The organism is Rhodoferax sp. GW822-FHT02D07 (assembly GCF_058802405.1).
The window spans coordinates 105,287-132,280 of the sequence record NZ_JBXAOD010000005.1 but is presented as its reverse complement, the minus strand read 5'-3'; the positions used below and the strand labels follow the sequence as shown (position 1 = coordinate 132,280).

The 26,994-nt window shown below is 62.7% G+C and carries 19 protein-coding genes and 1 riboswitch; of the genes, 17 read left to right on the top strand and 2 right to left on the bottom strand.

Annotated elements, in window-relative coordinates; genetic code table 11:
• Nucleotides 1-12: 12 nt before the first annotated feature.
• Both AC1RNN_RS13190 and AC1RNN_RS13185 read left to right on the top strand, forming a co-directional pair.
• The gene (locus AC1RNN_RS13190) at nucleotides 13-2,340 is read left to right on the top strand and encodes an ATP-binding protein (RefSeq protein ID WP_493089663.1); all 2,328 of its coding nucleotides are present in this window, start codon (nucleotides 13-15) and stop codon (nucleotides 2,338-2,340) included.
• Between the two features lie 190 nt (nucleotides 2,341-2,530).
• Nucleotides 2,531-2,824 carry a hypothetical protein gene (locus tag AC1RNN_RS13185; protein WP_493089664.1) on the top strand — a complete coding sequence of 98 codons (294 nt, stop codon included), beginning with the start codon at nucleotides 2,531-2,533 and terminating at the stop codon, nucleotides 2,822-2,824.
• Nucleotides 2,825-2,861: 37 nt separating this feature from the next.
• Here AC1RNN_RS13185 and recQ read toward each other — a convergent pair whose 3' ends face one another.
• Nucleotides 2,862-4,742: a DNA helicase RecQ gene (gene recQ / locus AC1RNN_RS13180; RefSeq protein WP_493089665.1), complete on the bottom strand. Its 1,881-nt coding sequence runs from the start codon at nucleotides 4,740-4,742 to the stop codon at nucleotides 2,862-2,864.
• Between the two features lie 136 nt (nucleotides 4,743-4,878).
• Here recQ and AC1RNN_RS13175 point away from each other — a divergent pair, with 136 nt between their 5' ends.
• The 9 genes from AC1RNN_RS13175 to AC1RNN_RS13135 all read left to right on the top strand — a co-directional run bounded on the left by AC1RNN_RS13175 (nucleotide 4,879) and on the right by AC1RNN_RS13135 (nucleotide 17,299).
• Nucleotides 4,879-7,152 (top strand): EAL domain-containing protein, encoded by a 2,274-nt coding sequence (locus AC1RNN_RS13175; RefSeq protein ID WP_493089666.1) that lies wholly within the window; start codon nucleotides 4,879-4,881, stop codon nucleotides 7,150-7,152.
• A 13-nt stretch (nucleotides 7,153-7,165) separates the two neighbouring features.
• A riboswitch (S-adenosyl-L-homocysteine riboswitch) is annotated at nucleotides 7,166-7,257 on the top strand.
• Nucleotides 7,258-7,281: 24 nt separating this feature from the next.
• Nucleotides 7,282-8,358, top strand: a complete 1,077-nt coding sequence (locus AC1RNN_RS13170) for a homocysteine S-methyltransferase family protein (RefSeq protein ID WP_493089667.1) — start codon at nucleotides 7,282-7,284, stop codon at nucleotides 8,356-8,358.
• A gap of 14 nt (nucleotides 8,359-8,372) precedes the next feature.
• The gene (locus AC1RNN_RS13165; RefSeq protein WP_493089668.1) at nucleotides 8,373-9,371 is read left to right on the top strand and encodes a Gfo/Idh/MocA family protein; all 999 of its coding nucleotides are present in this window, start codon (nucleotides 8,373-8,375) and stop codon (nucleotides 9,369-9,371) included.
• Nucleotides 9,372-9,400: 29 nt separating this feature from the next.
• Entirely contained in the window at nucleotides 9,401-12,166 is a 2,766-nt protein-coding gene (gene metH / locus AC1RNN_RS13160; protein WP_493089669.1) for a methionine synthase, read from the top strand.
• A gap of 153 nt (nucleotides 12,167-12,319) precedes the next feature.
• On the top strand, nucleotides 12,320-13,120 hold the full coding sequence (locus tag AC1RNN_RS13155; protein WP_493089670.1) for an outer membrane lipoprotein: 801 nt from the start codon (nucleotides 12,320-12,322) through the stop codon (nucleotides 13,118-13,120).
• A 47-nt stretch (nucleotides 13,121-13,167) separates the two neighbouring features.
• Entirely contained in the window at nucleotides 13,168-14,934 is a 1,767-nt protein-coding gene (locus AC1RNN_RS13150; RefSeq protein ID WP_493089671.1) for a GspE/PulE family protein, read from the top strand.
• 2 nt (nucleotides 14,935-14,936) lie between these two features.
• A complete protein-coding gene (locus AC1RNN_RS13145) occupies nucleotides 14,937-16,175 on the top strand; it encodes a type II secretion system F family protein (protein ID WP_493089672.1) in 1,239 nt (412 codons plus the stop codon).
• Between the two features lie 3 nt (nucleotides 16,176-16,178).
• Nucleotides 16,179-16,700 (top strand): hypothetical protein, encoded by a 522-nt coding sequence (locus AC1RNN_RS13140; RefSeq protein ID WP_493089673.1) that lies wholly within the window; start codon nucleotides 16,179-16,181, stop codon nucleotides 16,698-16,700.
• 194 nt (nucleotides 16,701-16,894) lie between these two features.
• The gene (locus tag AC1RNN_RS13135; RefSeq protein WP_493089674.1) at nucleotides 16,895-17,299 is read left to right on the top strand and encodes a pilin; all 405 of its coding nucleotides are present in this window, start codon (nucleotides 16,895-16,897) and stop codon (nucleotides 17,297-17,299) included.
• A gap of 44 nt (nucleotides 17,300-17,343) precedes the next feature.
• On the opposite strand, the gene AC1RNN_RS13130 is transcribed toward AC1RNN_RS13135, so the two are convergent.
• A complete protein-coding gene (locus tag AC1RNN_RS13130) occupies nucleotides 17,344-19,317 on the bottom strand; it encodes an O-antigen ligase family protein (protein WP_493089675.1) in 1,974 nt (657 codons plus the stop codon).
• A 217-nt stretch (nucleotides 19,318-19,534) separates the two neighbouring features.
• On the opposite strand from AC1RNN_RS13130, the gene AC1RNN_RS13125 reads away from it, so the two are divergent.
• The 6 genes from AC1RNN_RS13125 (at nucleotide 19,535) to AC1RNN_RS13100 (ending at nucleotide 26,992) form a co-directional block, all read left to right on the top strand.
• On the top strand, nucleotides 19,535-20,002 hold the full coding sequence (locus tag AC1RNN_RS13125; RefSeq protein ID WP_493089775.1) for a prepilin-type N-terminal cleavage/methylation domain-containing protein: 468 nt from the start codon (nucleotides 19,535-19,537) through the stop codon (nucleotides 20,000-20,002).
• Nucleotides 19,995-20,426: a type IV pilus modification PilV family protein gene (locus AC1RNN_RS13120; protein WP_493089676.1), complete on the top strand. Its 432-nt coding sequence runs from the start codon at nucleotides 19,995-19,997 to the stop codon at nucleotides 20,424-20,426. The genes AC1RNN_RS13125 and AC1RNN_RS13120 overlap by 8 nt, the downstream gene beginning before the upstream one ends.
• Nucleotides 20,427-20,428: 2 nt before the next feature.
• Nucleotides 20,429-21,310 (top strand): type II secretion system protein, encoded by an 882-nt coding sequence (locus tag AC1RNN_RS13115; protein WP_493089677.1) that lies wholly within the window; start codon nucleotides 20,429-20,431, stop codon nucleotides 21,308-21,310.
• A complete protein-coding gene (locus AC1RNN_RS13110) occupies nucleotides 21,307-21,699 on the top strand; it encodes a hypothetical protein (protein WP_493089678.1) in 393 nt (130 codons plus the stop codon). The genes AC1RNN_RS13115 and AC1RNN_RS13110 overlap by 4 nt, the downstream gene beginning before the upstream one ends.
• Nucleotides 21,700-21,725: 26 nt before the next feature.
• A complete protein-coding gene (locus AC1RNN_RS13105) occupies nucleotides 21,726-25,796 on the top strand; it encodes a LamG-like jellyroll fold domain-containing protein (RefSeq protein WP_493089679.1) in 4,071 nt (1,356 codons plus the stop codon).
• 125 nt (nucleotides 25,797-25,921) lie between these two features.
• A complete protein-coding gene (locus AC1RNN_RS13100; protein WP_493089680.1) occupies nucleotides 25,922-26,992 on the top strand; it encodes a hypothetical protein in 1,071 nt (356 codons plus the stop codon).
• Nucleotides 26,993-26,994 lie beyond the last annotated feature (2 nt).

The following is a 26,994-nucleotide window of genomic DNA, read 5'->3' as shown; positions in this document are numbered from 1 at the left end:
GTAGGCGTTTGAATGGTCAAGCGTGCACTGCTCCACTCCCAAGGTGGGCACCTTATTCCCTCACCGGGCTTGCAAGATGCGCCGGTGCTGGATCTGATGTGCTCCCACTTTGTGCTCACCCTGGCCGCGCGCCAAGGGGCGAACTTCAATGTGCGCCGTGATTTCAACGGCGTGGTGGGGCTGGCCGGCCGTCATCTGGTCTGGCCGGTGTCGGTGCTGGGGCGATTGCGGGAGTTTCTGGCACGGCGTTGCCAGGGCAACGAACTCTGGCGGGGCCATGAGGCGCTGGACGCGCCTGAGTTTCTGCGCCGTTATGGTGCCTGGAGCGGCCCCTACGACGAGGCCACGCTGTTCTTCTTTCTGGACGAATACGCCAAGGACCAGCCCAAGGACCTGATTTCGGTGCTGTCGGTCACCGGCGAATGGCTTCGACACGCGCTCAAGAAGCAGTCCACCTTGGTAGAGAAGAACATTGACGCGTTGGCCGGCCTGCTGCAGCTCAACAAGGCCGAGCGTGCACTGCTGCTCTACGGCACGCTGGCCCGCTACCAGCGCGACATGCGCAGCATTCTGGTGGAGTTCAAGGTCAACAACGCGCCCGAGGCCTACGCCGCGATTGCCGAAGTGGCTGGCGTGAGCCCGCAGGAGCTGGGCGAGGCGCTGCGCGCCGGCTCGCGGCTGGAGCGCATCGGCTTGGTGGAGAACCTGATTTCCGAACACAACATCACTGACCTGGCCGACCTCATGAAGGTCAGCGAGAAACTGCCCCCCGTGCTCATGCGGCAGTACCGTGACCAGGCTGAACTCATGGCAGTGTTCACCCGGCTGTCCACCAAGAGCCAGCTGGGCCTGCAGGATTTCAGCTTTGTGGCGGAGGACGCTGCCGTGCTCTGCAGCCTGCTGGCGAATGCGGTGGCACGTAAGGAGGCCGGCATCAACATCCTGCTCTACGGCCCGCCGGGTACGGGCAAGACCGAGCTGGCCAAGGTGGTGGCCCAGCATGCAGGGCTGGAGCTGTTTGAGGTGGAATACGCCGACCGCGACGGCAATTCCCTGAGCGGGCGCGACCGCTACCGCTCCCTGCAGATCGCCCAGGTCTTTCTCAAGGGCAGCGCCCAGGCCGCATTGTTGTTTGACGAGGTGGAGGACGTCTTCCCCCCGCTCTCCAGTGAAGCGGCCCACTTGATTGCGCGGGCCGATGCCTCCCCCACGCCTGCCAGCGGCAGCGTCAGCGGCAAAGCCTGGGTCAACCAGATTCTGGAGTCCAACACAGTCCCCACGCTGTGGGTGACCAATCGCATTGAGCAAATCGACCCAGCGTTCCGGCGCCGTTTTGCCTACCACCTGGAACTCAAGTCGCCGCCGCCCGGCGCGCGCGAAAGCCTGGTGCGGAAAACCCTGGCCGACGTTCCGGTGTCCGAAGCCTTTGTGGCGCGCCTGAGTGCCCGCAAGGGCCTGACGCCGGCCCAGATCCGGACGGCTGCCCGCTTTGCGGCGCTGGCCGTGGACCCGGCCGACATCGCCCAGGCGGGCCCCGCGCTGGAAGCGCTCATAGAGCGCCAGCTGAAGAACGCCGATCTGGCCCTGGGCAATCTGGCGCCGCCGCCCGCCACGCCCACGGCGCTGAGCGCCTACCGGCTGGATCTGCTCAACCTGCAAAGTCGCTATGCGGTGGACGCCGTGGTGCAGGCCCTGCAAACCCGGGGACATGGCACGCTGTGCTTCCACGGCCCCTCGGGCAGTGGCAAGACGGCGTTGGCCGAACACATGGCTTTGGCCCTGGGTCGGCCGCTGCTGGTGCGCCAGGCCAGCCATGTGCTGAGCAAATACATCGGTGAGACCGAGCAGGCCATGGCCGCCATGTTTCGCGAGGCGGAGGCCGAGGGGGCGGTGTTGCTGCTCGACGAGGCCGACAGCTTTCTGCAGGACCGGCGCGGAGCCCAACGCCATTACGAGGTGACCGAGGTCAACGAAATGCTGCAGTGCATGGAGCGCTACCGCGGTGTTTTCATCTGTACCACCAACCTCATGGACCGGCTGGATGCGGCCGCCTTGCGCCGCTTTACCTTCAAGATCGAGTTCCTGCCGCTCAGCGCGACCCAGCGCGAGGCGGTGTTCCTCAGCGAGACCGGTGCTGGCGTGGACGAGTTGCCGCCGGCGCTGGCCGGCCGGCTGGCGGCGCTGGACCAGCTTTGTCTGGGCGATGTGGCGGCCGTGCGGCGCCAGGCCGAGATTCTGGGCACCGTGTTGGGGCCCGAGGAGTTTCTGGAGCAGTTGGAGGCCGAGCACCGGCTCAAACCCGAGGTGCGCGAGCGCCGCGCTATAGGTTTTGTGCACTGAAGACTGGATTTTTTCCCAGGTGTGGGGCGTGGGTGCACGGTTTTGGTAACCCTGTCGTAATTTTTTTGGTAACCCTGTCAACCGATCCCCGGGCTGGTGCGTCAAATACGCAAGCGGGCGCCAATCCGCAGCCACCGTTGGAACGAAACGGCTTGCCTGGCGCCTTTTTTATCCCCATTTTGTGGCGACTATGCACCGAGATACGATCCAAGTGCCTGAAAAAGGCACCTACAAGTGGCAGTTGTTTGACTACTGGTCTGGCGAGTTTCGCCAAACCCATGCGGACCACTCTGCTTATATCGCTCTGAACTTCGCTGGCGCCCTAGAGGCCTGCCGCACCAAGTTCCAGGCCTTGATGCAGCACCACCGTGCCAAGGCCGCCGATGCCGCCTGCTCGGCCCGCCACATGCGCGCCATTGCCCGCCTGCAAAACACCATGTCGGGCGCCGCCATGGCCTACGAAAGCGGTTTCCACCGCCACTAAGCGCCCGCGCTGGGCCGGCCGCCCTGGCCGGCTTTTTCTAATCCAGCGCCACCACCCTCAGCACGTCGTTCGCATAGGCTTCCAACTTCTTGGCGCCTATGCCACTGATGCCCTGCAGATCGTCCAGGCTGCGCGGGGCGCGCTGCGCAATGGCAGCAAGTGTTGCGTCGTGAAAGATCACATAGGCGGGCAGGTTGTGCTCCTTGGCGACCTCGGCGCGCCAGGCCTTGAGGGCCGAATAGCGCAGCAGGCCTTCGCTGTCGAGGTTGAGCGGGGCCTTGACCACAGCCCCCAGACGCGGATTGCGCCGGCTTTTCCGTTCGGCCGGGGCCGATGCTGATTCACGCAACATCACCGGCACCTCCCCCTTGAGCACGGCGCGTGACTCGGCGGTGAGCTCCAGCGTATTGAATTCCCCCTGCACCGCCACTGCGCCCATCGCAATCAGCTGACGCATCACCCCGCGCAACTGCTGTTCCGAGAAATCAGCCCCCAACCCGAAGGTGCTCAGGCTGGCGTGGCCATACTGGGTGACTTTTTCCGTCGTCTTGCCGCGCACGATGTCCATGAGGTGGCCCGTGCCGAAGCTCACGCCACTCATCTGCTGGATGCGGTAAATGGTGGAGAGCAGCTTGCGCGCTGCGTCCGTACCGTCCCAGACGGCGGGCGGGTTCAGGCAGTTGTCGCAATTGCCGCAGGGCTCGCTTTTCTCGCCAAAGTAGCCCAGCAGCCTCACCCGCCGGCAGTCGCTGGCCTCGGCCAGGCCCAGCAGGGCGTCGAGCTTGCCGCGCATGACATGTTTGAATTCATCGCTGGCCGGGCTCTCGTCAATCATGCGACGCTGGTTCACCACATCCTGCAGGCCATAGGCCATCCAGGCATCGGCGGCCAGACCGTCGCGGCCCGCGCGTCCGGTTTCCTGGTAGTAGCCCTCGATGTTCTTGGGCATGTCGCGGTGTGCGACAAAGCGCACATCGGGCTTGTCGATGCCCATGCCAAACGCGATGGTGGCGACCATGACGATGCCTTCCTCCCGCAGAAAGCGGTCCTGGTGGGTCTGGCGGACCTTGGGGTCCAGCCCGGCGTGGTAGGGCAGGGCCTTGATGCCGGCATCCACCAGCGTCTGCGCCATGTCTTCCACCTTCTTGCGGCTCTGGCAGTAGACGATGCCGGCCTCGCCCTCATGCTCACGTTCGATGAAGCGCAACAGTTGCAGGGTGCTGTCTTTCTTCTCGACGATGGTGTAGCGGATATTGGGCCGGTCAAAGCTGCTGACGAAGGCCTGGGCTTCTTCCAGTTGCAGTCGTTCCACGATGTCGTCGCGCGTGAGGGCGTCGGCCGTGGCCGTGAGCGCAATGCGGGGTACGCCGGGAAAGCGCTCGTGCAGCACTGACAGGCCACGGTACTCCGGGCGGAAGTCGTGGCCCCACTGGCTCACGCAATGCGCCTCGTCGATGGCAAACAGGCTCAGCAGCCGGCGCTCGAACAGCGAGTTCAGTAGCGCCAGGAAGCGCGCGTTGGTGACGCGCTCGGGCGCCGCATAGAGCAGGGTGATGTCGCCACGTAGCAGTTGCTGCTCGATCTGGTAGGCCTCCTCGCCGCTCAGTGTGGAGTTGAGAAAGGCAGCGCTCACGCCGGCCTCGTGCAGGGCGCCGACCTGGTCGTGCATCAGGGCGATCAGCGGCGAGATGACAATGGTCACCCCCAGGCCGGCCTGCTGGCGCGCAATGGCTGGCACCTGGTAGCACAGGGATTTGCCGCCGCCCGTGGGCATGAGCACCAGGGCGTCACCACCGTCGGCGACATGCTCGACGATGGCTTGCTGGGGGCCGCGGAAGGCGTCGTAGCCGAACACCGTGTGCAGGATGCCTGTACAGGTTTCCAGTGTGGTGCCGGACGGAGAAGAATTTGCTATCAAATGAGGAGCTGGTTGCGCAATAAGGGCGGGGGCTGAGGCCAGTTTTTCCCAATAATGTGAATTGGTTGGCAACTGCCCGGATTTTCCGGGTCCGCAGGCGTATTGTCGGGCATGGTCGTGGCTACACTGGGGCCTTATGACAGACCTGTTCGTCGTTCAGGATGCCCAACGCCAAACCAAGGCTTTATTGCAGTTGTGCAAGCGGCTGGAGCACGCGTGGACTCTGACGGACATCCTGAATGCGCTGGTGCCCGTGGTGAAGCAGGAGCTGAACTACGCGCATGTCTGGCTGGGGCTGGTCGGGGACCGTCCCGGCTTTGTCAGCATCCTGAGCCATGAGTCGTCGGGTGGCGGCCATGGCGACCTGAATGCCGCGGCCAAGGCCGTGGATATTCCGATTGCGGGAGACCGCATGATTGAGGAAATCCTGGCAGCCGACCACGTGGTGATGGTGGAAGATGCCCGGACGGACCCGCGCACCAACAAGGAGTTGGTGGCCTTGCTGGAAAACCGCACCATCGTCAACGTGCCGCTCATCCTGGCCCAGGAGCGCCTGGGGACGGTGGGCATGGGCACCTATGGCGACCAAGAGGGCGTGCGCCCACCCCTGCCCTGGCAAATTGATTTCATGCAGGCCATGGCCGGCCATGTGGCCGTGGCGCTGGACCGGGTGCGTTTTCTGGCGACCCAGAAGCGCGCCGAAGATGCGTTGCACCATGAGAAGGAGCGCTTGCAGGTCACGCTGCACGCCATCAGCGATGGCGTCATCAGCACCAATGCCCAGGGCCTGGTGCTCTACCTCAACCCCGTGGCCGAACTGCTGTCGGGCTGGAGTCAGGCGCAGGCCCAGGGCCAGCCTTACCAGCGGGTGTTCCGCTGGCAGGGCCCGGCCGAGCTGCCGCCCGTGGCCGATCTGGTAACCCAGGCGCTGACCGAGGTAAAAACCGTACGCTACCCCCAGCTCACGCTGGAGCACCGCGTGGCCGGCAGCTTTCTGGTGGAGGCGGCGGTCTCGCCCATCCGCGACGTGGACGGCGCGGTGCAGGGCGCCGTGCTGGTGTTCCGCGATGTGACCGAGCAGCGCCGCCTGAGCCAGGAAATGGCCTACCAGGCGATGCACGACGAACTCACAGGTCTGGGCAACCGCCGTGCCTTCGAGGCCGCGCTGAACCAGTGCTTTGCGCAGGCGCGCGACCAGGGCCAGAGCCACGTGGTCTGTTACCTCGACCTGGACGACTTCAAGGTTGTCAACGACACCTGCGGCCACGCGGCAGGCGACGAATTGCTGCGCCAGATTGCGCGCCTGCTGGGTCAGGGCCTGCGCCCCCAGGACCATCTGTGCCGGCTGGGCGGCGACGAGTTCGGCATGGTGCTTAGCAACCAGCGGCTGTCCCAGGCCGTGGCTGTGGCGGAGCGCTTGCAGCAACGCCTGGCGGCCGAGCGTTTTGTCTGGCAGGGCCAGAGCTTTGGCGTGGGGGTGAGCATCGGCATGGTGATGCTGGACGTGCGCAGCGAAAGCGTGGGCGCCTTGCTTCAGGCAGCCGACAGTGCCTGCTACGTGGCCAAAGATGCCGGGCGTGGCCGCATCCATGTCTATACCAATGACGACCCGGCGCTGGCGCAGCGCTACGGCGTGATGGAGTGGGTCAGCCGTATCGAGAACGCGCTGCGCGAGGACCGCTTTGTGCTCTATGCCCAGCCCATCGTCCTGATTGATGAGGCCTCGGGGCGCGGCCTGTATTGCGAGTTTTTGCTGCGCATGCGCGACGAGCAGGGGGGCTTGGTGCTGCCGGGGCAATTTATGCCAGCCGTGGAGCGCTACCACCTGGCTGCGCGTGTAGACCGCTGGGTGCTGAGCCATGCCCTGGCCTGGATGGTGCCCCACCAGGAGCAGATCGGGCAGTGCTCCATCAATCTCTCGGGCCAGTCGCTGGGCGACCCGATGTTCATGACCTTTGTGCTGGACACGCTGGCCGCCACGCCCATGCCCTGCCACAAACTGTGTTTTGAGATCACCGAGACGGCGGCCATCAGCAATCTGCATACAGCCAAGCACTTCATCGACACCTTGCGCAAGATGGGCTGCCAGCTCTCGCTGGATGACTTCGGCAGCGGCCTGTCCTCCTTTGCATACCTGCGCAACCTGCCGGTGGACGTGCTCAAGATCGACGGCCAGTTTGTGCGCGATGTGGCGTCCGACCCGGTGAGCTTGGCCATGGTCAAGTCCATCCACGAGATTGGCTGCCTCATGGGCAAGGAGACCGTGGCCGAGTTTGCCGAGACGCCGGCCATCCTCGAGGTACTGCGCGGGCTGGGTGTGCACTACGCCCAGGGCTATGCGGTGGGCTACCCGGTGCCGCTGGACCAGGTGTTACAAAGCCCTGTGCCGACCACGGCGCAGGCGTTGTGACTTAAAATCCGGGCTTCCCAAGGGGCGCTGCAGCTGGCGCCTGCCCTCTTTCCAGACAGGCAGGCCTCCGGTCAGGCTTGGGATTCCCAACTGCGCTCACTTGTTGCAACCCATACAGTGAGCCGCACCATGAAGCCCATCACCTACACCCGCGCACAAGCCTTGCCAGGCATTCTGGAGAAGCGCATCGCCATCCTAGACGGCGCCATGGGCACCATGATCCAGCGCTTCAAGCTGGGCGAGGCCCAGTACCGTGGCGAGGGCTACACCGGCCCTGGCAGCCAGGGCGGGCGCTTCAAAGACTTTCCCAAGGATGTGAAAGGCAACAACGAGCTGCTGAGCCTGACGCGCCCCGATGTCATCCGCGACATCCATGAGCGCTACCTGGCCGCCGGTGCCGACCTGATCGAGACCAACACCTTTGGCGCCACCACCGTGGCCCAGGCCGATTACGACATGGCCGACCTGGCCATCGAGATGAACCTTGTGTCGGCCCAACTGGCGCGCGCCGCCTGCGAAAAATACAGCACGCCCGACAAGCCACGTTTTGTGGCCGGCGCCCTGGGCCCCACGCCCAAGACCGCCAGCATCAGCCCCGATGTGAACGACCCCGGCGCACGCAATGTCACCTTTGAAGAGCTGCGCGCCGCCTACTACGACCAGACCAAGGCACTGGTGGAGGGCGGTAGCGATGTGATCCTGGTGGAAACCATTTTTGACACGCTCAACGCCAAGGCCGCGCTGTTTGCCGTGGACGAGTACTTTGAAGCCAGTGGTGAACGCCTGCCCATCATCATCAGCGGCACGGTGACTGACGCATCCGGCCGCATTCTCTCGGGCCAGACCGTCACCGCCTTCTGGCACAGCGTGCGCCACGCGCAGCCCCTGGCTATCGGTCTGAATTGCGCGCTCGGCGCAGCCCTTATGCGCCCCTATATCCAGGAGCTCAACCGCGTGGCGCCTGACACCTTCATCAGCTGCTACCCCAATGCCGGCCTGCCCAACCCCATGAGCGATACCGGTTTTGACGAAACCCCCGACGTGACCAGCCGCCTGGTGCGCGAGTTTGCCGAGGAGGGGTTGGTCAACATCGTGGGCGGCTGCTGCGGCACCACGCCCGACCACATCGGTGCCATTGCCCATGCCGTCAACCCGATTGCTGCGCGCAATGTGCAGCGCAACGTGTTCTACAAAGAAGCTGCCTGAATCAAGGATCTCGCATGAAAAAAGTCACCTGGGGCGTGCTGAGCACTGCCAAGATCGGCATGGAAAAAGTCACGCCCGCGCTCATGCGCAGCCAGTGGTGCGATGTGCAGGCCATTGCCTCGCGCAGCCTGGCCGGTGCGCAGGCGGCGGCGGACAAGCTGGGCATTCCCAAGGCATATGGTTCTTACGAAGCGCTGCTGGCCGATCCGGCCATCGAGGCCATCTACAACCCGCTGCCCAACGACCTGCATGTGCCCATGACGCTGGCCGCTGCGCGTGCCGGCAAGCATGTGCTGTGCGAGAAACCGATTGCGCTGAACGCCAACGAAGCCGCGCAGCTGCGCGAGGTGGCGGACAAAGTGCACATCATGGAAGCCTTCATGGTGCGCTTTCACCCGCAGTGGCTGCGCACGCGCGAGCTGGTGCAAAGCGGCGCGCTGGGGGACCTGCGCACGGTCCAGGTGTGGTTCTCTTACTTCAACCGCAATGCGGCCAATATCCGCAACGATGCGGCCAAAGGCGGTGGTGGTCTCATGGATATTGGCTGCTACCCCATCGTGGCGGGGCGCTTCCTGTTTGATGCAGAGCCTGTGCGTGTGATGGCGCTGGCCGATATGGCCCCCGACTTTGGTGTGGACCGCAGCTTCAGCGCCTTGCTGGATTTTGGCGGTGGCCGCCGTCTGGATTTCACGGTTTCCATGCAGGCCACGCCCTATCAGCGTGTGCAGGCCATCGGTACTGATAAGCGCGTGGAAATCGAAATCCCCTTTAATGCCCCTCCTGGCAAGGAGACCCGTATCTTTGTGGACGACGGCAAGGTGCTGGGTGGTGGTGGCGCGGTGGTGGAGACCTTTGCGCCCTGTGACCAGTACAGCTTGGAAGGCGACGCCTTCTCGTTGGCCATCCGCGGCGCGCAGCCCCTGCAGTACGGCGTGGAAGACGCCATCCAGAACATGCGCATCATCGACGCGCTGTTTGCCTCCCAGCGCACTGGTGCCTGGGTTGCGGTGTAAGCCGCAAAGTCAAGAATGTAAGGACTTTTATGTCTCAAGCCCCCGCCAACGCTGCGCAAGCAGCTACCAAAAACGTTGCGCCCATGATGCTCTCCGGCTTGGAGCCGGTGCTGATTGACAGCAACAGCCTGTTCGTCAACGTGGGTGAGCGCACCAACGTCACCGGTTCCAAGGCCTTTGCCCGCATGATTTTGAACGGGCAGTTTGAAGAGGCTCTGGCCGTGGCCCGCCAGCAGGTGGAAAACGGTGCGCAGATCATCGACATCAACATGGACGAGGCCATGCTGGACAGCCAGGCTGCCATGGTGCGTTTTCTGAACCTGATCGCGTCCGAGCCTGATATTTCCCGCGTGCCCATCATGATCGACAGCTCCAAGTGGAGCGTGATCGAGGCCGGCCTGCGCTGCGTGCAGGGCAAGGCGGTGGTCAACTCCATCAGCATGAAGGAAGGCTTGGATGCTTTCAAGCACCAGGCCAAGCTGCTGCGCCGCTATGGCGCGGCCGCCGTGGTCATGGCCTTTGACGAAAAAGGCCAGGCCGACACCTACGAGCGCAAGGTGGAGATTTGCGAGCGTGCCTACCGCATCCTCGTGGATGAGGTGGACTTCCCGCCCGAAGACATCATCTTTGACCCCAACATCTTCGCCATTGCCACCGGCATCGAAGAGCACAACAACTACGCGGTGGACTTCATCGAAGCCACGCGCTGGATCAAGCAGAACCTGCCCGGCGCCAAGGTCAGCGGCGGTGTGTCCAACGTGTCCTTCAGCTTCCGCGGCAACGACCCGGTGCGCGAGGCCATCCACACCGTGTTCCTGTACCACGCCATTGCGGCGGGCATGGACATGGGCATCGTCAATGCGGGCATGGTGGGCGTGTACGACGACCTGGAACCCGCGTTGCGCAAGCGCGTGGAAGACGTGGTGCTGAACCGCCGCCCGGATGCGGGCGAGCGTCTGGTGGAGATTGCCGAGACGGCCAAGAGTGGCGCCAAGGACGAGAGCAAGAAGCTGGAATGGCGTGGTACGGCCGAAGCACCGGCTTCCGTGGGTGCCCGTTTGAGCCACGCGCTGGTGCATGGCATCACCGACTTCATCGTCGAGGACACCGAAGAGGCTTACCAAGGCATTCTGGCCAAGGGCGGCCGCCCGCTGCACGTGATCGAAGGTCCGCTCATGGACGGCATGAACATCGTGGGCGACCTGTTCGGTCAGGGCAAGATGTTCCTGCCCCAGGTTGTGAAGAGCGCGCGCGTGATGAAGAGCGCCGTGGCGCACCTGATTCCCTATATCGAAGAAGAGAAGCGCCAGCAGGAGGCTGCCGGGGAGGACGTGCGCAGCAAGGGCAAGATCGTGATCGCCACCGTCAAGGGCGATGTGCACGACATTGGCAAGAACATCGTCACCGTGGTTTTGCAGTGCAACAACTTCGATGTGGTGAACATGGGCGTCATGGTGCCTTGTCACGAAATCCTGGCCAAGGCCAAGGCCGAGGGCGCCGACATCATCGGACTCTCCGGCCTGATCACCCCTAGCCTGGAAGAAATGCAGTACGTGGCTGGCGAGATGCAGAAGGACGACTATTTCCGTATCAAGAAGATCCCGTTGCTCATAGGCGGTGCCACCACCAGCCGCGTGCACACGGCCGTGAAGATTTCGCCGCACTACGAAGGCCCCGTGGTCTATGTGCCCGACGCCTCGCGCAGCGTGAGCGTGGCGCAGAGCCTGCTGAGCGACAGCGCCACCAAGTACATCGACGAGCTCAACGCCGACTACGACAAGGTGCGCCACCAGCACGCCAACAAAAAGCAGACGCCACTGTGGCCCCTAGCCCAGGCGCGCGCCAACAAGACGCCGATTGACTGGGCCGCGCACCAACCCACCACGCCCAAATTCATCGGCCGCCGTGTCTTCAAGAACTTCGACCTGACGGAGCTCGCCAAGTACATCGACTGGGGCCCCTTCTTCCAGACCTGGGACCTGGCCGGCCCCTTCCCGGCCATCCTAAAAGACGAGGTGGTGGGCACCGAGGCCGTGCGCGTGTACGCCGACGGCCAGCGCATGCTCAAACGCCTGATTGAGGGTCGCTGGCTCACGGCCAATGCCGTGGTGGCGCTGTACCCCGCCAATACGGTGAACGACGACGACATCGAGTTCTACACGGATGAGAGTCGTTCTGAGGTGGCCATGACCTGGTACGGCCTGCGCCAGCAGACCGAAAAGCAGGAGATCGACGGTGTGATGCGCCCCAGCCGCTGCCTGGCCGACTTTGTGGCGCCCAAGGGCGTGAAGGCGGACTACGCGGGCCTGTTCGCGGTGACCGCGGGCATTGGCGTGGACAAGAAGGAAAAGTACTTCCTGGACGACCTGGACGACTACTCCGCCATCATGCTCAAGGCTATTGCCGACCGACTGGCCGAGGCTTTTGCCGAGTGCCTGCACCACCGTGTGCGCACGGACCTGTGGGGCTACGCGGCCGACGAGGCGCTGAGCAATGAGGACCTGATTACGGAGAAATACAAGGGCATACGCCCCGCTCCCGGCTACCCCGCTTGCCCGGACCACAGCGTCAAGAAGGACATGTTTGACCTGCTGCAGTGCGAAGAAATCGGCATGGCCGTGACCGAGAGCCTGGCCATGACGCCGGCGGCCAGCGTGAGCGGCTTCTACATCGGCCACCCGGATGCGACCTACTTCAACGTGGGCAAGATCGGCGATGACCAAGTGGAAGACTTGGCGAACCGCCGCCAGCTCAAGCGCAGCGAGCTGGAGCGCTTGTTGGCGCCAAACCTGTAAGCGCCTATTTCGGGCGCCCGCCGGGCTTTACCCAGCGTTACAAATCAGACATGCAGGCGCGCACTGCGCTGGGTACCTTTGGTTGTGTCGGGTCGCCACATGGCGAGCCCGGCCAGAAAAGGGCGATTTCGCCCCTTGTCCAAGGAGAAATTTATGAACAGCAGTGCCATGCCCGTCCCAGGTGCCGTGCCGGCAGCGGCCCGCACCTCCCATCCTCTGCTCTGGGCTGCCGTAGGTGCCTTGGGTGCCACCACGCTGGCCCTGGGTGCCGCGCTGGTGCAAGTGCACAACCGCACGGCGGAAGAGGTGGCACCCGTCACCCCGATTACGCCGGCCAGCGCCGTGGCTGCCGTGCTGCCCGATCCGGAGCCCCCGGCCTTGCCGGCGCCCGTCGTCGCGCCTGCGCCAGAAAAGGCAAGGAAAGCGACTGCACCCCACGCCAAATCTTCGCAGACAGCTCCTAAAACAGTAGCAAAAACGGTACCTGCAGAGCCCCGAAGTGCAGCGACACTCCCGGCCAACGATGTCGCCTGGGAGCCCGCGGCTGCTGCGCCGCAGCCTGCGTCCAAGGTGGTGTGCAGCAGTTGCGGCACGGTGGAAAGCGTGACCCCCATTCAGCGCGAAGCCTCCCCCAGCGGGGCGGGCGCTGTGGCCGGTGCGGTGCTGGGCGGCCTGGTGGGCAACCAGTTCGGCGGCGGCGATGGCAAGGCCCTGGCCACCATTGCCGGCGTGTTGGGTGGCGGTTGGGCCGGCAACACGGTCGAGAAGAACATGAAGAAGGAAACCGTCTACCAAGTCATGGTGCGCATGGAAGACGGCTCGCTGCGCCGTATTGAGCAGAGCAGCCCCGTGGCGGTGGGCGCCAAGGTGACGCTGGACGGTAACTCCATCGGTGGCCCGGCCCCCCGTCCGTCGGCTCCGGCCTACCCGAGTGAGGCGCATACCGCCACCTGACGTGCCCCGCGTGCTATTATTTTTGCAAACCGCAAAAGGAATAGCGCATGAATATGGCAACGGCGGCGCCCGGTGCGACCGATGGCCCGCGTCCGCCCTCGGGCCGCCCTGAGAAACTGCGGCTGGGTGACGTGCTGGTCCAGCAGCGCCTGATTTCCCAGGAACAGCTGCAACAGACCCTGGAGCTGCAGCGCACCACCGGTAAAAAGGTGGGGCGCTTGCTGATCGAAACGGGCGTCATCACGGAAGAGCTGCTGGCCAACGGCTTGGCGCGCCAGCTGCGCATCCCTTTCGTCAATCTCAAGACTTTTCCTTTTCGCGCGGACGTCGTTAAGCTTTTGCCGGAGCCGGCGGCTCGCCGTTTCCGCGCACTTGTGCTCGAAGATAAAGGGGACGTGCTGCTGGTAGCCTTGGCCGATCCGCTGGACTTGTTTGCTTATGACGAGTTGACCCGTCTCCTCAAGCGCAATATCGGTATCGCGGCGGTGCCAGAGAGCCAGTTGGCGCTGGCTTTTGACCGCCTTTACCGCCGTACCGAGGAAATCACCGGTCTGGCGCGTGCCCTGGAAAAGGACCTGGGCGACGCGGTGGACTTCGGCGAACTGACCGCCAGTGTGGGCACCGAGGGCGCGCCCGTGGTGCGGCTGCTGCAGTCCCTGTTTGAAGACGCGATGCAGGTGGGTGCCTCGGACGTCCACATCGAACCGCAAGAGGGCTTTTTGCAGGTGCGCGTGCGCGTGGACGGCGTTCTGCAGACCCAGACCCAAGCCGACAAGCGCATTGGCGGCGCGCTAGCCCAGCGCCTCAAGCTCATGGCGGGGCTGGACATTTCCGAGAAGCGCCTGCCGCAGGATGGTCGCTTTTCGGTGCGCCTCAAGGAGCACACCATCGATGTGCGTCTGTCCACACTGCCCACCACCTATGGTGAGTCAGCCGTCATGCGTTTGCTCAAGCAGGGTTCAGGCATGCGCAGGCTCGACAGCATCGGCATGCCGCCGGCCATGCTCAAGCGTTTCCGCGAGGTGCTCTCGCGCACGTCGGGCATGGTGCTGGTGACCGGGCCCACCGGGTCCGGTAAAACGACCACCTTGTATGCGGCGCTCGCCGAGATCGACGCGGGCGAGCTCAAGGTCATCACCGTGGAAGATCCGGTGGAATATCGTCTGCCAGCGATTACCCAGGTGCAGGTTAACGACAAGATCGAGTTGACCTTTTCGCGCGTGCTGCGTGCCTGCTTGCGTCAGGACCCGGACGTGATTCTGGTCGGCGAAATGCGCGACGCTGAGACGGCTGAGATCGGTTTGCGCGCGGCCATCACCGGCCACTTGGTGCTCTCCACCTTGCACACGCGCGACGCGATCAGCACGCCGTTCCGACTGCTGGACATGGGCGTGCCGCCATTCATGGTGGCGACCTCTTTGCAAGCGGTGATTGCCCAGCGCCTGGTGCGCGTGAACTGCCCCGAGTGCTCCGCACCCCACACGCCTTCCCCTCAGGAGCAGTCTTGGCTGGACTCCATGCAGGTAACCGGCAGCAGCTTCACGCCCAAGCGCGGCCTGGGGTGTTCGCACTGCAACGGCACCGGTTATGCCGGGCGCCAGGGTGTGTACGAGTTGCTGGAAATGGATGCTGTGCTGACCCAGGCAGCGTCCAAATCCGACCCAGCGAGCTTCATGCGCGCCGCGCGTGAACGCATGCAAGGCCAGACCATGGCGCACCATGCGCTGGAGCTGGTGCGCACTGGCAAGACCTCGTTGGCAGAAGCGCTGCGCATCGGCTTTGACACCGACGCGGACGACGCAATTCCTGGCTGAGCATGGCGATTTACGACTGGCGCGGGCGCAACAACCGGGGCGAAGCCGTCAGCGGCCAGCTGGAGGCCATGACCGAAGGGGGGGTGGCTGACCAGCTGCGCACCATCGGTGTGGCACCCGTTCACATTGCGATGGCCCGAGTGGGCGAGGTACAGGAAAAAAAAGACCCACTGGCTTTCCTGTCGCGCCGCCCGGTGGTCATGGAGGATCTGCTGATCTTTTCGCGCCAGATGTACACGCTCAACAAGGCCGGCGTGCCGATCCTGCGCGCCTTTGCGGGGCTGGAAGCTTCGGCCACCAAACCGGCCATGGTCGATCTGCTCAAGGACATCCGCTCCAGCCTGGACCAGGGGCGTGAGCTGTCGGCCGCACTGGCTCGACACAGCGACTTGTTCGGCAATTTCTATATCTCCATGATCCGCGTGGGCGAGATGACAGGGCGCCTGACCGAGGTGTTCCTGCGTCTCAACGAGCATCTGGAGTTCGAACGCGACGTGCGCGAGCGCATCAAACAGGCCATGCGCTACCCGAGCTTTGTGATGATCGCAATGGTGGTCGCTATCGTGATCCTCAACATTTTTGTGATCCCGGTGTTTGCCAAGGTGTTTGCCGGCTTCAATACCGAGTTGCCGCTGATCACGCGCGGCTTGCTGGCATTCTCCAGTTGGATGATCAACTGGTGGCCCGTGCTGCTGGCTCTGGCTTTTGGTGCTGTGGTCGGCATACGGGCCTACCTGCGTACGCCCGACGGGCGCTACCGCTGGGACGCGCGCAAGCTCAAGTTGCCCATTGTGGGGGACATCATCCTCAAGGCCACGCTGGCGCGCTTTGCGCGCAGCTTTGCGCTGTCCAGCCAGAGCGGGGTGCCGCTGGTGCAGGCACTCACCGTGGTGGCGCAGACCGTGGACAACGCTTTCATCGGTGCGCGTATCGAACAGATGCGCGACGGCATCGAGCGCGGCGAAAGCATCTCACGCTGTGCGGCGGCCACCGGCGTCTTTACACCGGTGGTGCTACAGATGATCAATGTGGGCGAGGAAACCGGGGAGCTTGACAACCTGTTGTTCGAGATCGCCGGCATGTACGAGCGAGACACCGACTACAGCATCAAGGGCCTGTCCGCTGCTATCGAACCCATCCTGCTGGCCGTTATAGGTGTGCTGGTGCTGTTGCTGGCGCTGGGCGTTTTCCTGCCCTTGTGGAACATGGGCCAGGCGGCCATGGGCCGGGGTGGCGGCTAGGCCATGGCCACCCCGCGCACGGCGGTGAATCCCCGACCATTGTGGGAAAGCCGCTGGGTCGAGTGGGGCACCTTGCTGGTACTCATTCTGGTGGTGCTGTCGGTTTTGTGGCGCTACGGCCAGCAGGTGCGTGCGCAGGCCGAGCGGGCCGCCGTGCAAAGCACGCTGGGGGCCTTGCGTACGGCATTGGTGTTGGACCACACCCATGCCATGCTCGCCGGGGCAGGCAAAGCCCCGGGCTGGCGCCAGGGCGATGCCTTGCTTCCCAACCCTTTCACACTGTTGCAATCCCCGGCGGCTAACTACGCTGGTGAGGTGCCGCCTGCCTTGCTGCAGGAGGTGCCGGCCGGGCGCTGGATCTATGACCGGCGCTGCGCCTGTATTGGTTACAAGCCGCAGGACGAGGCCGCGCTGGGCGCCACAGAGGGGGGCCAGGCGCTGTGGTTTTTGCTTCATTCGGAAGGCGCTGCTCCGCAATTGCGGCCCATGCAGGCCTATGTCTGGGACGGCCAGCTGGTGGAATGAGCCTTCATTCTTTGCCAAAAATAGGCAAGAAAGTCACAAAACCCGAGAAATGTCGCGCACTTACCGCTCAAACCTCATGCGCAATCGCAGGCACTTGGCCTAGAATGATTCTCACGCGCCCGCGTAGAGTAGTTGGAAGCCCTTGAAGGGTGCTTGAGGGCGCTGATTCACATTTCTTTTGAAAGGCGGACTACATGAAACAAGTACAACGGGGCTTTACGCTGATTGAGTTGGTGATGGTGATCGTGATTTTGGGCATCTTGGCGGCCGTAGCCATTCCCAAGTTCGTGGATCTGTCTTCGGACGCGCGCTCTGCGGCTGTTCAGGGGGTGGCTGGTGCCTTGTCTTCGGGGTCTGCAATTAACTACGCTGCCTATTCCGCCAAGGGCACGGGAACAGGTGGTGGTGTGACGGTTGCTTCCTGCGACGGTGCTAAGGCCACGCTTCAAGGCGGTGGCTACCCCACCAGTGGGGGGACCTATTCCGCGACAGGCGCTTGGACCGGCACAGCGGGGACTTCGAATACCTGCACATTGACATTGACACCTACCAGCGGTTCTGCGGTAACAGCTTCTTTTACAGCGATTGCCATTCCCTGATAAGTACGGTTTCTATCGGACGCAGTAAGCCAGTGAGGAAAACCTCACTGGCTTTTCTTTTGCATGTTCGCCCGCCAAGCTGCAGGAGCCTGCTCCAGTGCGATTTTCTGCTCAGGTGCATCGGTAGGCCAATTTCTTGCCCAAAGCCGGTAAGCCGTTACTGAGAGTGCCTCATCTCCGGTTTCCAGCCCAACTGCCAGTGCAAAGCGTACGAGGTCGTATTCCACGAGGCCAGCATTCAGATAGCTCCGCAACTTCTGCGCAGCTTCCTCGCTCTGGCCACTGCGACGCAGCACCAGAATGTCAAGGGCACGGGTCCGTTTGGACTCGGGTTGTAAGCGCTCCAGTTCTTTCCAGGCTGCCATGGCCGCATCCGGCTGCCGAAGCTCCACGTGGGCCAATACCAGGTTGGCCCACACATTGGCGACATAGGGACGGGACTTGGCAATACTGCGCAGGACAGTGACGGCGTTTTCCCAGTCGCCCATGCGAGCCAACTGCTCGGCTCCGATCGATATGATCTTTCGGTAGTGGGCGTTGATGGCAATGCCGCTGCGCAAGAGGTCAACGCCTTCCAATCTTGCCACCTCTGAAGCCTGTGCGTCCGTGTGGCGAATCGACAGGGCGCGGTTGAGGTGTTGGATTCCTCGCACGATGTCCATTTCTGCACGGAAAGCTTGGATGCTGACCACTGCCGCCAGCGCGCTGCACATTAATAGCAGGGCGACCCCGGCGCGCCGCAGGCCCGCGGACAGGGCGACCTCACCATGGCCCAATGCATCACGCAGTTGCAATCGCGTGTCACTTCCCGCAAGCAAAGCCAAGTTCAGCATGAAAAAAGCGCCGGTAGTCGCTAGTCTCCAGGGAAACCCCGCCAGGCTCACCACCAGGAGGGCGAGCAGACTGCACAGGGCGATCGCACGCAGCGGTGCATCTGGCTCGCTATCTACCGATAAGCGCCAGGTGTTGCGGGCCGCCAGCAGCAGGTAGGCCAGCAACACGGCCAGCGTGCCGCCCCCCACAGGCAGACCATATTCGGCCAGCAGCTGCAGGTACTCGTTGTGGGCGTAGTAGTCGGGCTCTTCGTCAGCCTCGGGGCCCAAGTAGAGAGGAATGAAAACCTCCCATGCACCGGCACCCACGCCCGTCCAGGGCTTGTCCAGCAGCATGCGGGCCGAGCCTTCCCACATCATGCTGCGGTATGAGAAGGAGCCTTCTTTGTAGACCGTGCCCTCGGCCATGCTGGCGGCGCGCTGCCAACTGCGGGTGAGGGCGTTATAGCCGGCGCTCTCGGGATGCCCGGAGGGGATGCCACCCAGGGCCAGCACGCTCAATCCCAGTACCAGCAAGACAGACAGCAGCGAACCCCGGCTCCATCGCCACCAGGCCAGCTGGGTGCGGTGGCGCCACAGCACATACAACAGCGCGGGGGTGATGAGCATCAGCGCGCTCAGGGCCGAACGGGTGCCGGTCATCATCAGGGCCACAAGGTTGACGCCCAGTGACAGTGCCATGAGTTGTCGCCAGCGCGGGGTTTGCAGTTGTGCCAGCGCCAATACAGAAAAGGGCAGGGCGCAGATGGCGTATTCCGCGTAAAAGTTGCGATTGACAAAGGTGGAGGCGGGCGGCGCTGCCTGGTTGAACCAAGTCAAATCTACCCAGAACTGGGCTGCGATCCAGGCCGATGCCATCACGGCGCCCGCATGGATGCCCCAGACCAGGCGCATGACGTTGCCGGGCTGCAGACCTTGCAGCCCCACCCACAGCAAGAGCCCGAGTACCGCCCAGCGCGCGGCCTCCACGCCTGCCAGGTAACTGTGCGACCAGACCATGCTGCCCAAGGCATACGTCATCCATAGCAGTGGAATGGCCAGTACACCGTGCCATCGCAGGCGCCGGGGGCGGGACCCCAGCCAGACCCAGGCCGCAGTCAGTGTGCCCGCGGCCAGGAGGGCGGATTTGAGAGTGTCTTGCAGCACCCATTCGCCAGGCACGCCAGCTGCGGGCAGTAGCGCCATCAGCACGGCGAGGACGGTCGTGACACGGTTTGCTGCGTGAGACTTTGAATCAGGTAGGGTGGAATGGCTCACGGGGAGCCATTGTCTGCGAAAAAATGATTAAATAGGGTCTTGCGCGGCGTGATTGCTGAGCAGCCAGCTAGAAAAACCATAGCAAACCATGACCCTTCATGCGAGCTTTTCGTTGGACCGTCACCGCCCGTACTCCGGGCGCTGTGTGCCAGCTTGCGCGCGCGGCTTTACTCTGGTGGAGTTGATCATGGTGTTGGTCCTGTTGGGGGTTCTGGCGGTATATGCGGTGCCCCGCGTGCTGAACACGAGCGATTTTTTTGCCCGTGGATTTCATGACCAGTCCTTGGCCTATCTGCGCTATGCGCAGAAGACCGCGATTGCGCAGCGGCGTACGGTGTGTGTGGTGGTAACTGCAAGCACCATCACGCTGAGCATGGCCAATGCGGCTGCATCCAATAGCTGTCCGACTGCCTTGCGCGGGCCGTCCGGCGAGGCCAACCTTGCTGCCCGCAGTGGGGTGTCATTTGCCAGTGGAACCGGAAGCTTCAATTTCGATGCGCTGGGGCAGCCCCTGAATACGGACGGAACCGCAGCCGCAACCCGGGTGTTGCAAGTGGGGAATGTCAGCCGCAGCATTACTGTCGAGACCGCAACAGGGTTCGTGCATGAGTAGACCACCCCAACGCGGTTTCACGCTCATCGAACTCATCATCTTCATCGTGGTGGTGGCCGTAGGGCTGGCTGGCATTCTGGTAGTCATGAACACGGTCGTGAAGTCCAGCGCAGACCCCATGGTGCGCAAGCAGGCGATTGCCTTGGCTGAGTCGACGCTGGAAGAGGTGCTGCAAAAGGCCTATACGGACCCCGACGGAACCAATGTGGGGGAGACCGATCGCACCAACTGGGATAACGTGGACGACTACAACGGGAAAACCCGGGCGGATCTGGGGCTACCTCCCGGCCTGTCTGCTTACGCCATTGCCATTGCGGTGGTTGACGACAACGCCACACTGGGCATCCCGGCCAAGCGGGTGACCGTCACGGTGACGCGCGGGGCGGAGTCCATCACCCTGACGGGTTACCGAACCAACTACTGACCATGCGCCACCCCACGGGATCACTGTTCATGCAACGCGGCTTCACATTGGTGGAGCTGGTGATGGTGATCGTCATCCTGGGTGTCATTGGCGGGGTGGTTGCGGTGTTCATGCGCGCTCCCATTGAAGCGTACTTTGATAGCGGCCGCCGCGCCGCCCTTACCGATGTGGCCGATACGGCCGTACGACGCATGGCCCGCGATCTGCGCAAGGCCTTGCCCAACAGCGTGGTGGTTACGGCCAACGGTATGGACCCCTGTCTGGTGTTCATTCCCACCCGCAACGGCGGGCGCTACCGAGGGCAGAACCGGGTCACGGGGGATGGCAAGGCCCTGGATTTCACGATGGCCGACACCAGCTTCAACATGCTGGGGCGCAACGCTGACTGGACTGCTGACCAACAGATCCGGCAGAACGATGTAGTAGCGATTTACAACCTAGGTATCACCGGCAGCAATGCCTACGCGGGCGACAACGTCATGCGCGTGAGTGCTGTGGCGGCGGATACGTCTGCACCGCCGGAGGAGACTACTATCACGCTGGTGGCAGGCAAGCAATTTCCGCTGGAATCAGGGAGCAAGCGGTTTCACATCATTCCTGTCGAAGAAAACGTGGTGGCCTATGTGTGCACCGGCGGCAATTTGCGTCGCACCGTGACACCCGGCGTGACAACCAGCCCGAATTCAGTTTTCACCGGTACTCCGACCGCCAGTTATTGCGGTTTGGGTGGCGCCATTATTGCGAGCAATGTGAGTGCCTGCAGTTTTGTGTACAACGGTAGTGATCAGACGCGCAATGGTTTGGTGCAGGTTAACCTCTCTTTGAGCAGCAACAATGAGATGGTTACTCTGTACCACCAGATCCAGGTGAATAACACGCCATGAAGCTCGGTCCCTCTGTCCAGCGCGGTTTTGCCGCCATCGCCGCTATCTTTCTGGTGGTGGTTCTGGCTGCGCTAGGTGGGTTCATGCTCACCTTTTCCAATACCCAGCAGCTGACTTCGGCGCAGGATGTGCAAGGTTCGCGGGCCTATTGGGCGGCCCGGGCTGGGTTGAGTTGGGGCTTGGCCCGGCTGGTGGCCGCTCCCAGTGGTTGTCCCGTGCCACCAGCTCCCTTTGTCGTAGACGGCTTCAACGTGGCGGTGAGTTGCACTCCAGCCGCTTACGCGGATGGCAGTGCGACGGTGACCCTCTACCGCCTCACGGCCCAAGCCAGCCAAGGCAATGGCAGCACCGCTGTGGAGCGCAGTGTCTCGGCATCGATTGAGTTTTGAGAGCGATCGGAAATGGGTGGCATGCCATGCTGAATCTTCAAGCCCTTTTGCAGCGGGTGCGCGGCGCCCTGGTTCTGCTGTTTTTGTTCGCTCAAAGCGCTTTGCACGCCACTACGGTGACGTTTACCACCGCTGGTGGGACGACATGGACCGCCCCGGCCGGTGTCACTGCAATCACGGTGGAAGTGTGGGGGGGCGGTGGTGCAGGCGGCGGACAAAACATGAACTCCGACGGCGGTGGCGGCGGCGGTGGCGGTGCCTATTCCAAAGTGCTCAATCTGGCGGTGACACCCGGAAACACTTACAGCCTTTCGGTGGGCAGTGGCGGAACACCTACGGCGGGTGGCGCCGGCGGCGCGGGTGGTGACTCGTGGTTCATGAACACTGCTACGGTGATGGCCAAAGGGGGGAGCGGTGGGTCTCCTTCTACGGGGACGCCTCCGGCAGGTGGGCTGGGCGGAGATGCCGCCGCCGGTGTGGGCGGTGTGAAATTTTCTGGTGGCAATGGTGGTGCCGGCTTGGACAGCAATACCGGGCTAGGTGCCCCGGGTGGGTCCTCTGCGGGGACTGCCGCTAACGGGACTAGTGGGCCATCACCTTGGAGTACTGTCACGGCGGGTGCCGCGCCTGTTGGTGGCAGCATCGGTGGCAACGGCGGAGGCAGTGGTTCGAATGGCAGTGCCCCAGCGTCCGGCAGTGGTGGTGGCGGTGGTGGTAGTGGCGAGGGGGGCTCACGCCTCGGTGGGGCCGGTGCGGCAGGCAAGGTGGTCATCACCTATTTGGCGGTCACCACCAATGCAGCCAGTACCCTGGGGCCCACGGCTGCGACCCTGAATGGGGTGGTCAGCAGCGACAACGCGGCCGTCAATGTGTCGTTCGAGTACGGCACGACAACGGCCTATGGCAGCACGGTAAGTGCGACCCAGAGCCCCGTGGCCGCCAATACCTCCGGCGCCGCCGTTTCTGCATCCATCAGTGGGCTGAGCACGTCCACGACTTACCACTACCGGGTGAAGGGCTCCAGCATCAATGGCGCTGCCGATGGAGCAGACAGGACATTCACCACCTTGCCACCTCTCTCGAAAGTGGCCAGTGCTGCCTCGGCCTCCGTCAACGACGTAGTAACGTTCACGATCACCTTGGCGAATTCGACGGGAGCTGCCTACACCAACAAGACTGTCACGGACACTTTGCCGGCTGGCATGTCTTACGGGTCCCATGTAGCCTCCACGGGCACGGTGACTGTGGTGGGGTCAACCATCACCTGGAGCATTCCTTCGATTCCATCGGGTGAGAGTGCCACCTTGACGCTGGCGGTGTCCCTGACGCAGCAGGGTACTCTGACCAATACCGCGACATCCAGCGGGTTTCCCAATGCCACTGCGTCCGTGTTGGTGCTTGCCAATGCCGTGACCCACTTCCGGATGGATGAACCGGTCGGCGCTTGGACGGGGGCGGCAGGCGAGGTGCTGGATAGTGGAACTACGGGCTTGCATGGTCGCCGCATCACCACCACGTCGCCTACGACAACCAATGAAATTGCGCCATCACCAACGATCGCATCGCAGTTCGCTTCGGTGGTTGGTGGTTTCTGCAATGCCGCCAGATTTGATGGCAATGCGGTCGTGCAAGTGGCATCCAGTGCGGCGTTCAGCTACACGACCACATTGTCAGCTTCGGCCTGGATCTATCCCACCGCCTACAGCACCGACTTGTCGTCCATTCTGTCCAATGATGTCAATTACGAGTTCCATTTGGATTCCAATGGAAAGCTGTACTGGTGGTGGAACGCGTCCTCGCTCACCAGCGCTGCGACGATTCCGTTGAACCAGTGGACCCATGTGGCAATCACGTTTGATTCGGCCAATGGACGTCAGCGCATCTACATCAACGGTGCGCAGGACGCCAATACCAACAATTGGACTGGAACGCTTCAAAACAATCCCTGCAACTTTTACGTTGGGGGCGACGTTGCAACCGGTTCATGTGCACTGATTCCCGGGCGGAATTTCCGCGGCAACATCGATGAAGTGAAGCTCTACAGCAAGGAGCTGTCGGCCGCCGAAGTGCAGGCAGACATGACCTTGGGGCGGTCTTGCTCGGGTACATACGACCATATCCAAATCGAGCACGATGGCGTGGCGTCCATCTGCACCCCTGAAGCTGTCACGGTCAAAGCCTGTCTGAACGCGAGTTGCTCCACCTTGTACACGGGGGCAGTGACGGTTCAGCTTTCTCCCTCGGGGTGGGTGGGGGGGAACACGTTTTCGTTTTCCGGGGGCATAGGCAGCCGGCAACTGAGCAACGGAACCTCGGGCAATGTCACCTTGGGTACGGTGAGTGCGTCACCGCTACCGGCTTCGGCAACCCGATGTTTTGTTGGGTCCGGCGAGACGTGCAGCATGAACTTTGCCAATGCATCCTGTACGTTCGACGCAGTCGAGTCGGGTGCTGCCCCGCAGACCCGTTTATTTACCAAATTGGCATCCACTGCCTTCAATGTGGATGTCCTAGCCCTCTCTAGCAGTTCAGTGATCAATACCGGCTATACCGGCAGTGTGGATGTTGATTTGGTGGATGCGAGCAGCGCTGCCTGTCCGACAGGTACGGGGCTGAACAGCGCCACTACCATTTCTTTCGCTGGCGCGGATGCCGGGCGCAAGCCGGTGAGTTTCACGTATGGAAACGCGGCTCGCAATGTCCGGGTGCGCATGCGGGTGGGGGCATCGGCTCCGGCATGTTCGACGGACAACTTTGCCATACGGCCGCAGCAATTCACGGTGACGGCTCCTACGCTCAACAATACAGGGCTTACCGGGACACCCAGCGACGTGGCGGGCAATGCGTTTACCCTGAATGCGGCGGCTGGCGTGGCTTCCGGCTACTCCGGAACCACGCCTGTTTTGGTGACAAGCAAAATCCAGGACCATGCTGGTGCCGCTATCGCGAACGGGACGTTCTCTGGCGCGTTTGGTGCCGGGGACGGTACCAAGGCGCAAGGGACGGCATTCAAGTATTTGGACGTCGGAAATATCCAGTTTTCTGCGGATGCCTTGGTGGACGGCAGTTTTACCTCGGTGGACCAGTCCACGGACTGCATCGCCGGAAGCACCTCCAATACGTTGTCCGGTGGCAAGTATGGGTGCAATATTGGTAGTGCCCAGTCCTCGCGGATGGGGCGCTGGTACCCCAGCCACTATTCATTCACAGGGACATTGACCCCCTTCTGTTCCGCCGGTGGCTTTACCTACATGGACCAAGATGCGTTGGGTGTGGCGGTCGCAATCAAAGCCCATGCCGCGTTGGCGACGCCGGCCTCGGCGACGGACCCGGTGGTCAGCCGCTACACGACGGGGTATTCCAACCTCGCCTCCGTCACGCTGAGTGGCGACAATGCAGGCTCTGCCGTAGCCATCACGCGCCTGACGAGCCCCGCTTTCCCGACCATGCCCAACACTAGTGTGTGGAGTGCCGGTCTGTTTGCCGTGAACGACATCTATGCCTTCAGCAAGCTGGCCAATCCGGATGGTCCTTACGACAGTTTCAAGATCAAGGCAGCGATCAGCGATCCGGATGGCCGGAGTTTCATTGGTTCCAGCGCGGAGACGGGAACGACACGGGTGCGCTATGGCCGCATGCGGATGCAGAACGCCTACGGGTCAGAGTTGCTCAGGCTCCAAGTGCCGCTGGAGGCGCAATATTGGGATGGCAACTTCTTTGTTACCAACACGCTCGACAACTGCACCTCACTCACATTGTCCAGTGTGGCTATGTCTGGATACACGGGCAACCTCTCCGCCTGCAAAACCCAAATCAGCCCCACTGCATCGCAAACACTGGTCAATGGCAAGCTGATCACTGTTCCGCCCGCAGTACCGGGGCCACTCTTGGAGCTGTCCAAACCCGGCTTGGGAAACAGCGGCAGCGTGCTGCTGACGCTCAACCTCTCGGCGGCAGCCTCAGGCAATACCTGTGTGTCCAGTACCCAAAGCGCCGCTACGGCGGCCAATCGCCCCTGGTTTGGCAACAACCCCACAGCGCGTGCGACTTTTGGGGTTTACACCAGTCCCCTGATCTACCTGCGGGAGAACTACTGATGTGGTGTTTCGCCACATGCCGTGGAAATCCCCTCAAAACAATGCCATGATTGCGCAACTAGCTACTAAAATGAGAGCATGAATCGCCTGGTTTGTCCCCATTCGCTGATTGACATGACGCCTGCATGGCAGGTCTGCATGCTGGCAGGGGCCCGCTGACGATGCGCTGGCCCTGGCGACGCAGTTCCTCTGGTCAACGCCTGGCAGTGTCCTGGTTAGGGCAGGCGCTGGCCTTTGTGCGAGTCACTGGTGCTGGTGCTGAGTTCCGGGTGTTGCAGTCCGGCGTGGAAGCAAGGGGGGCAGACAGTCAGGAAGACTTTGTGCGCCGGTTGCAGGCTCTGGGCCTCAAGGGGCTGCCCGCTACGGTGATGTTGCGACCAGAGCAATACCAGCTGCTGCAGATAGAGGTGCCGTCGGTGCCACCCGAAGAGCTGCGTTCGGCCGCGCGCTACCAGATCAAGGATATGGTCGACGTCCACTTGGATGACCTGACCATTGATGTACTACGGCAGGGCGACGGGCAAGGGCGTGCAGCGTCCCAGCTGTTTGTGGTTGCTGCCCAAAACTCTGTCATACGCGAGGCCATGGAACTGGGCGCCGCCATGCAATGGGATGTGACCGTGGTTGATGTGCAGGACATGGCCCAGCGCAATCTGCAGACCTTGGTGGAGCCCGAGCGGGCGATTGCAACTTTGCTGGTGAGCGATGAGCGCCAGGCTCTGTTGACCATTTCTGCGGCTGGCGAGCTGTACTACAGCCGGCGGCTGGAGTTGCCCGATGGTTTTATGGCTATGGCCTGGAGCGTTCCTGCCAGCGAAGCGCCAGCGCCTATCGATGCCTACACTCCAGTGGAAGAGTATGTGCCTGACTATGGCGGTGCTGCCATGCGGAGCTCCGCGGACACTGGCGGTGCGCAGTCGGATGTGGATCGTGCGCAACGTGTGGTGGTCGAAGTTCAGCGATCCATAGACCTTTGGGACCGCACCTGGTCCAGCCTGCCCTTGGCGGGGCTGCGAGTTTATGCCGGGTCACGCAGTGTCGAACTGGCCGAATGGCTGGGTCGCGAGACGGGTCAGACCGTGGGTGTGCTGGAGCTCCCTGCCCATTGGCAAGGCATTTCCGATGAGGCCATGCCACATTGCCTGCCCCTGTTGGGTCAGTTGTTGCGGGTCGATGGTCGCGGTACACGGAGCTGATG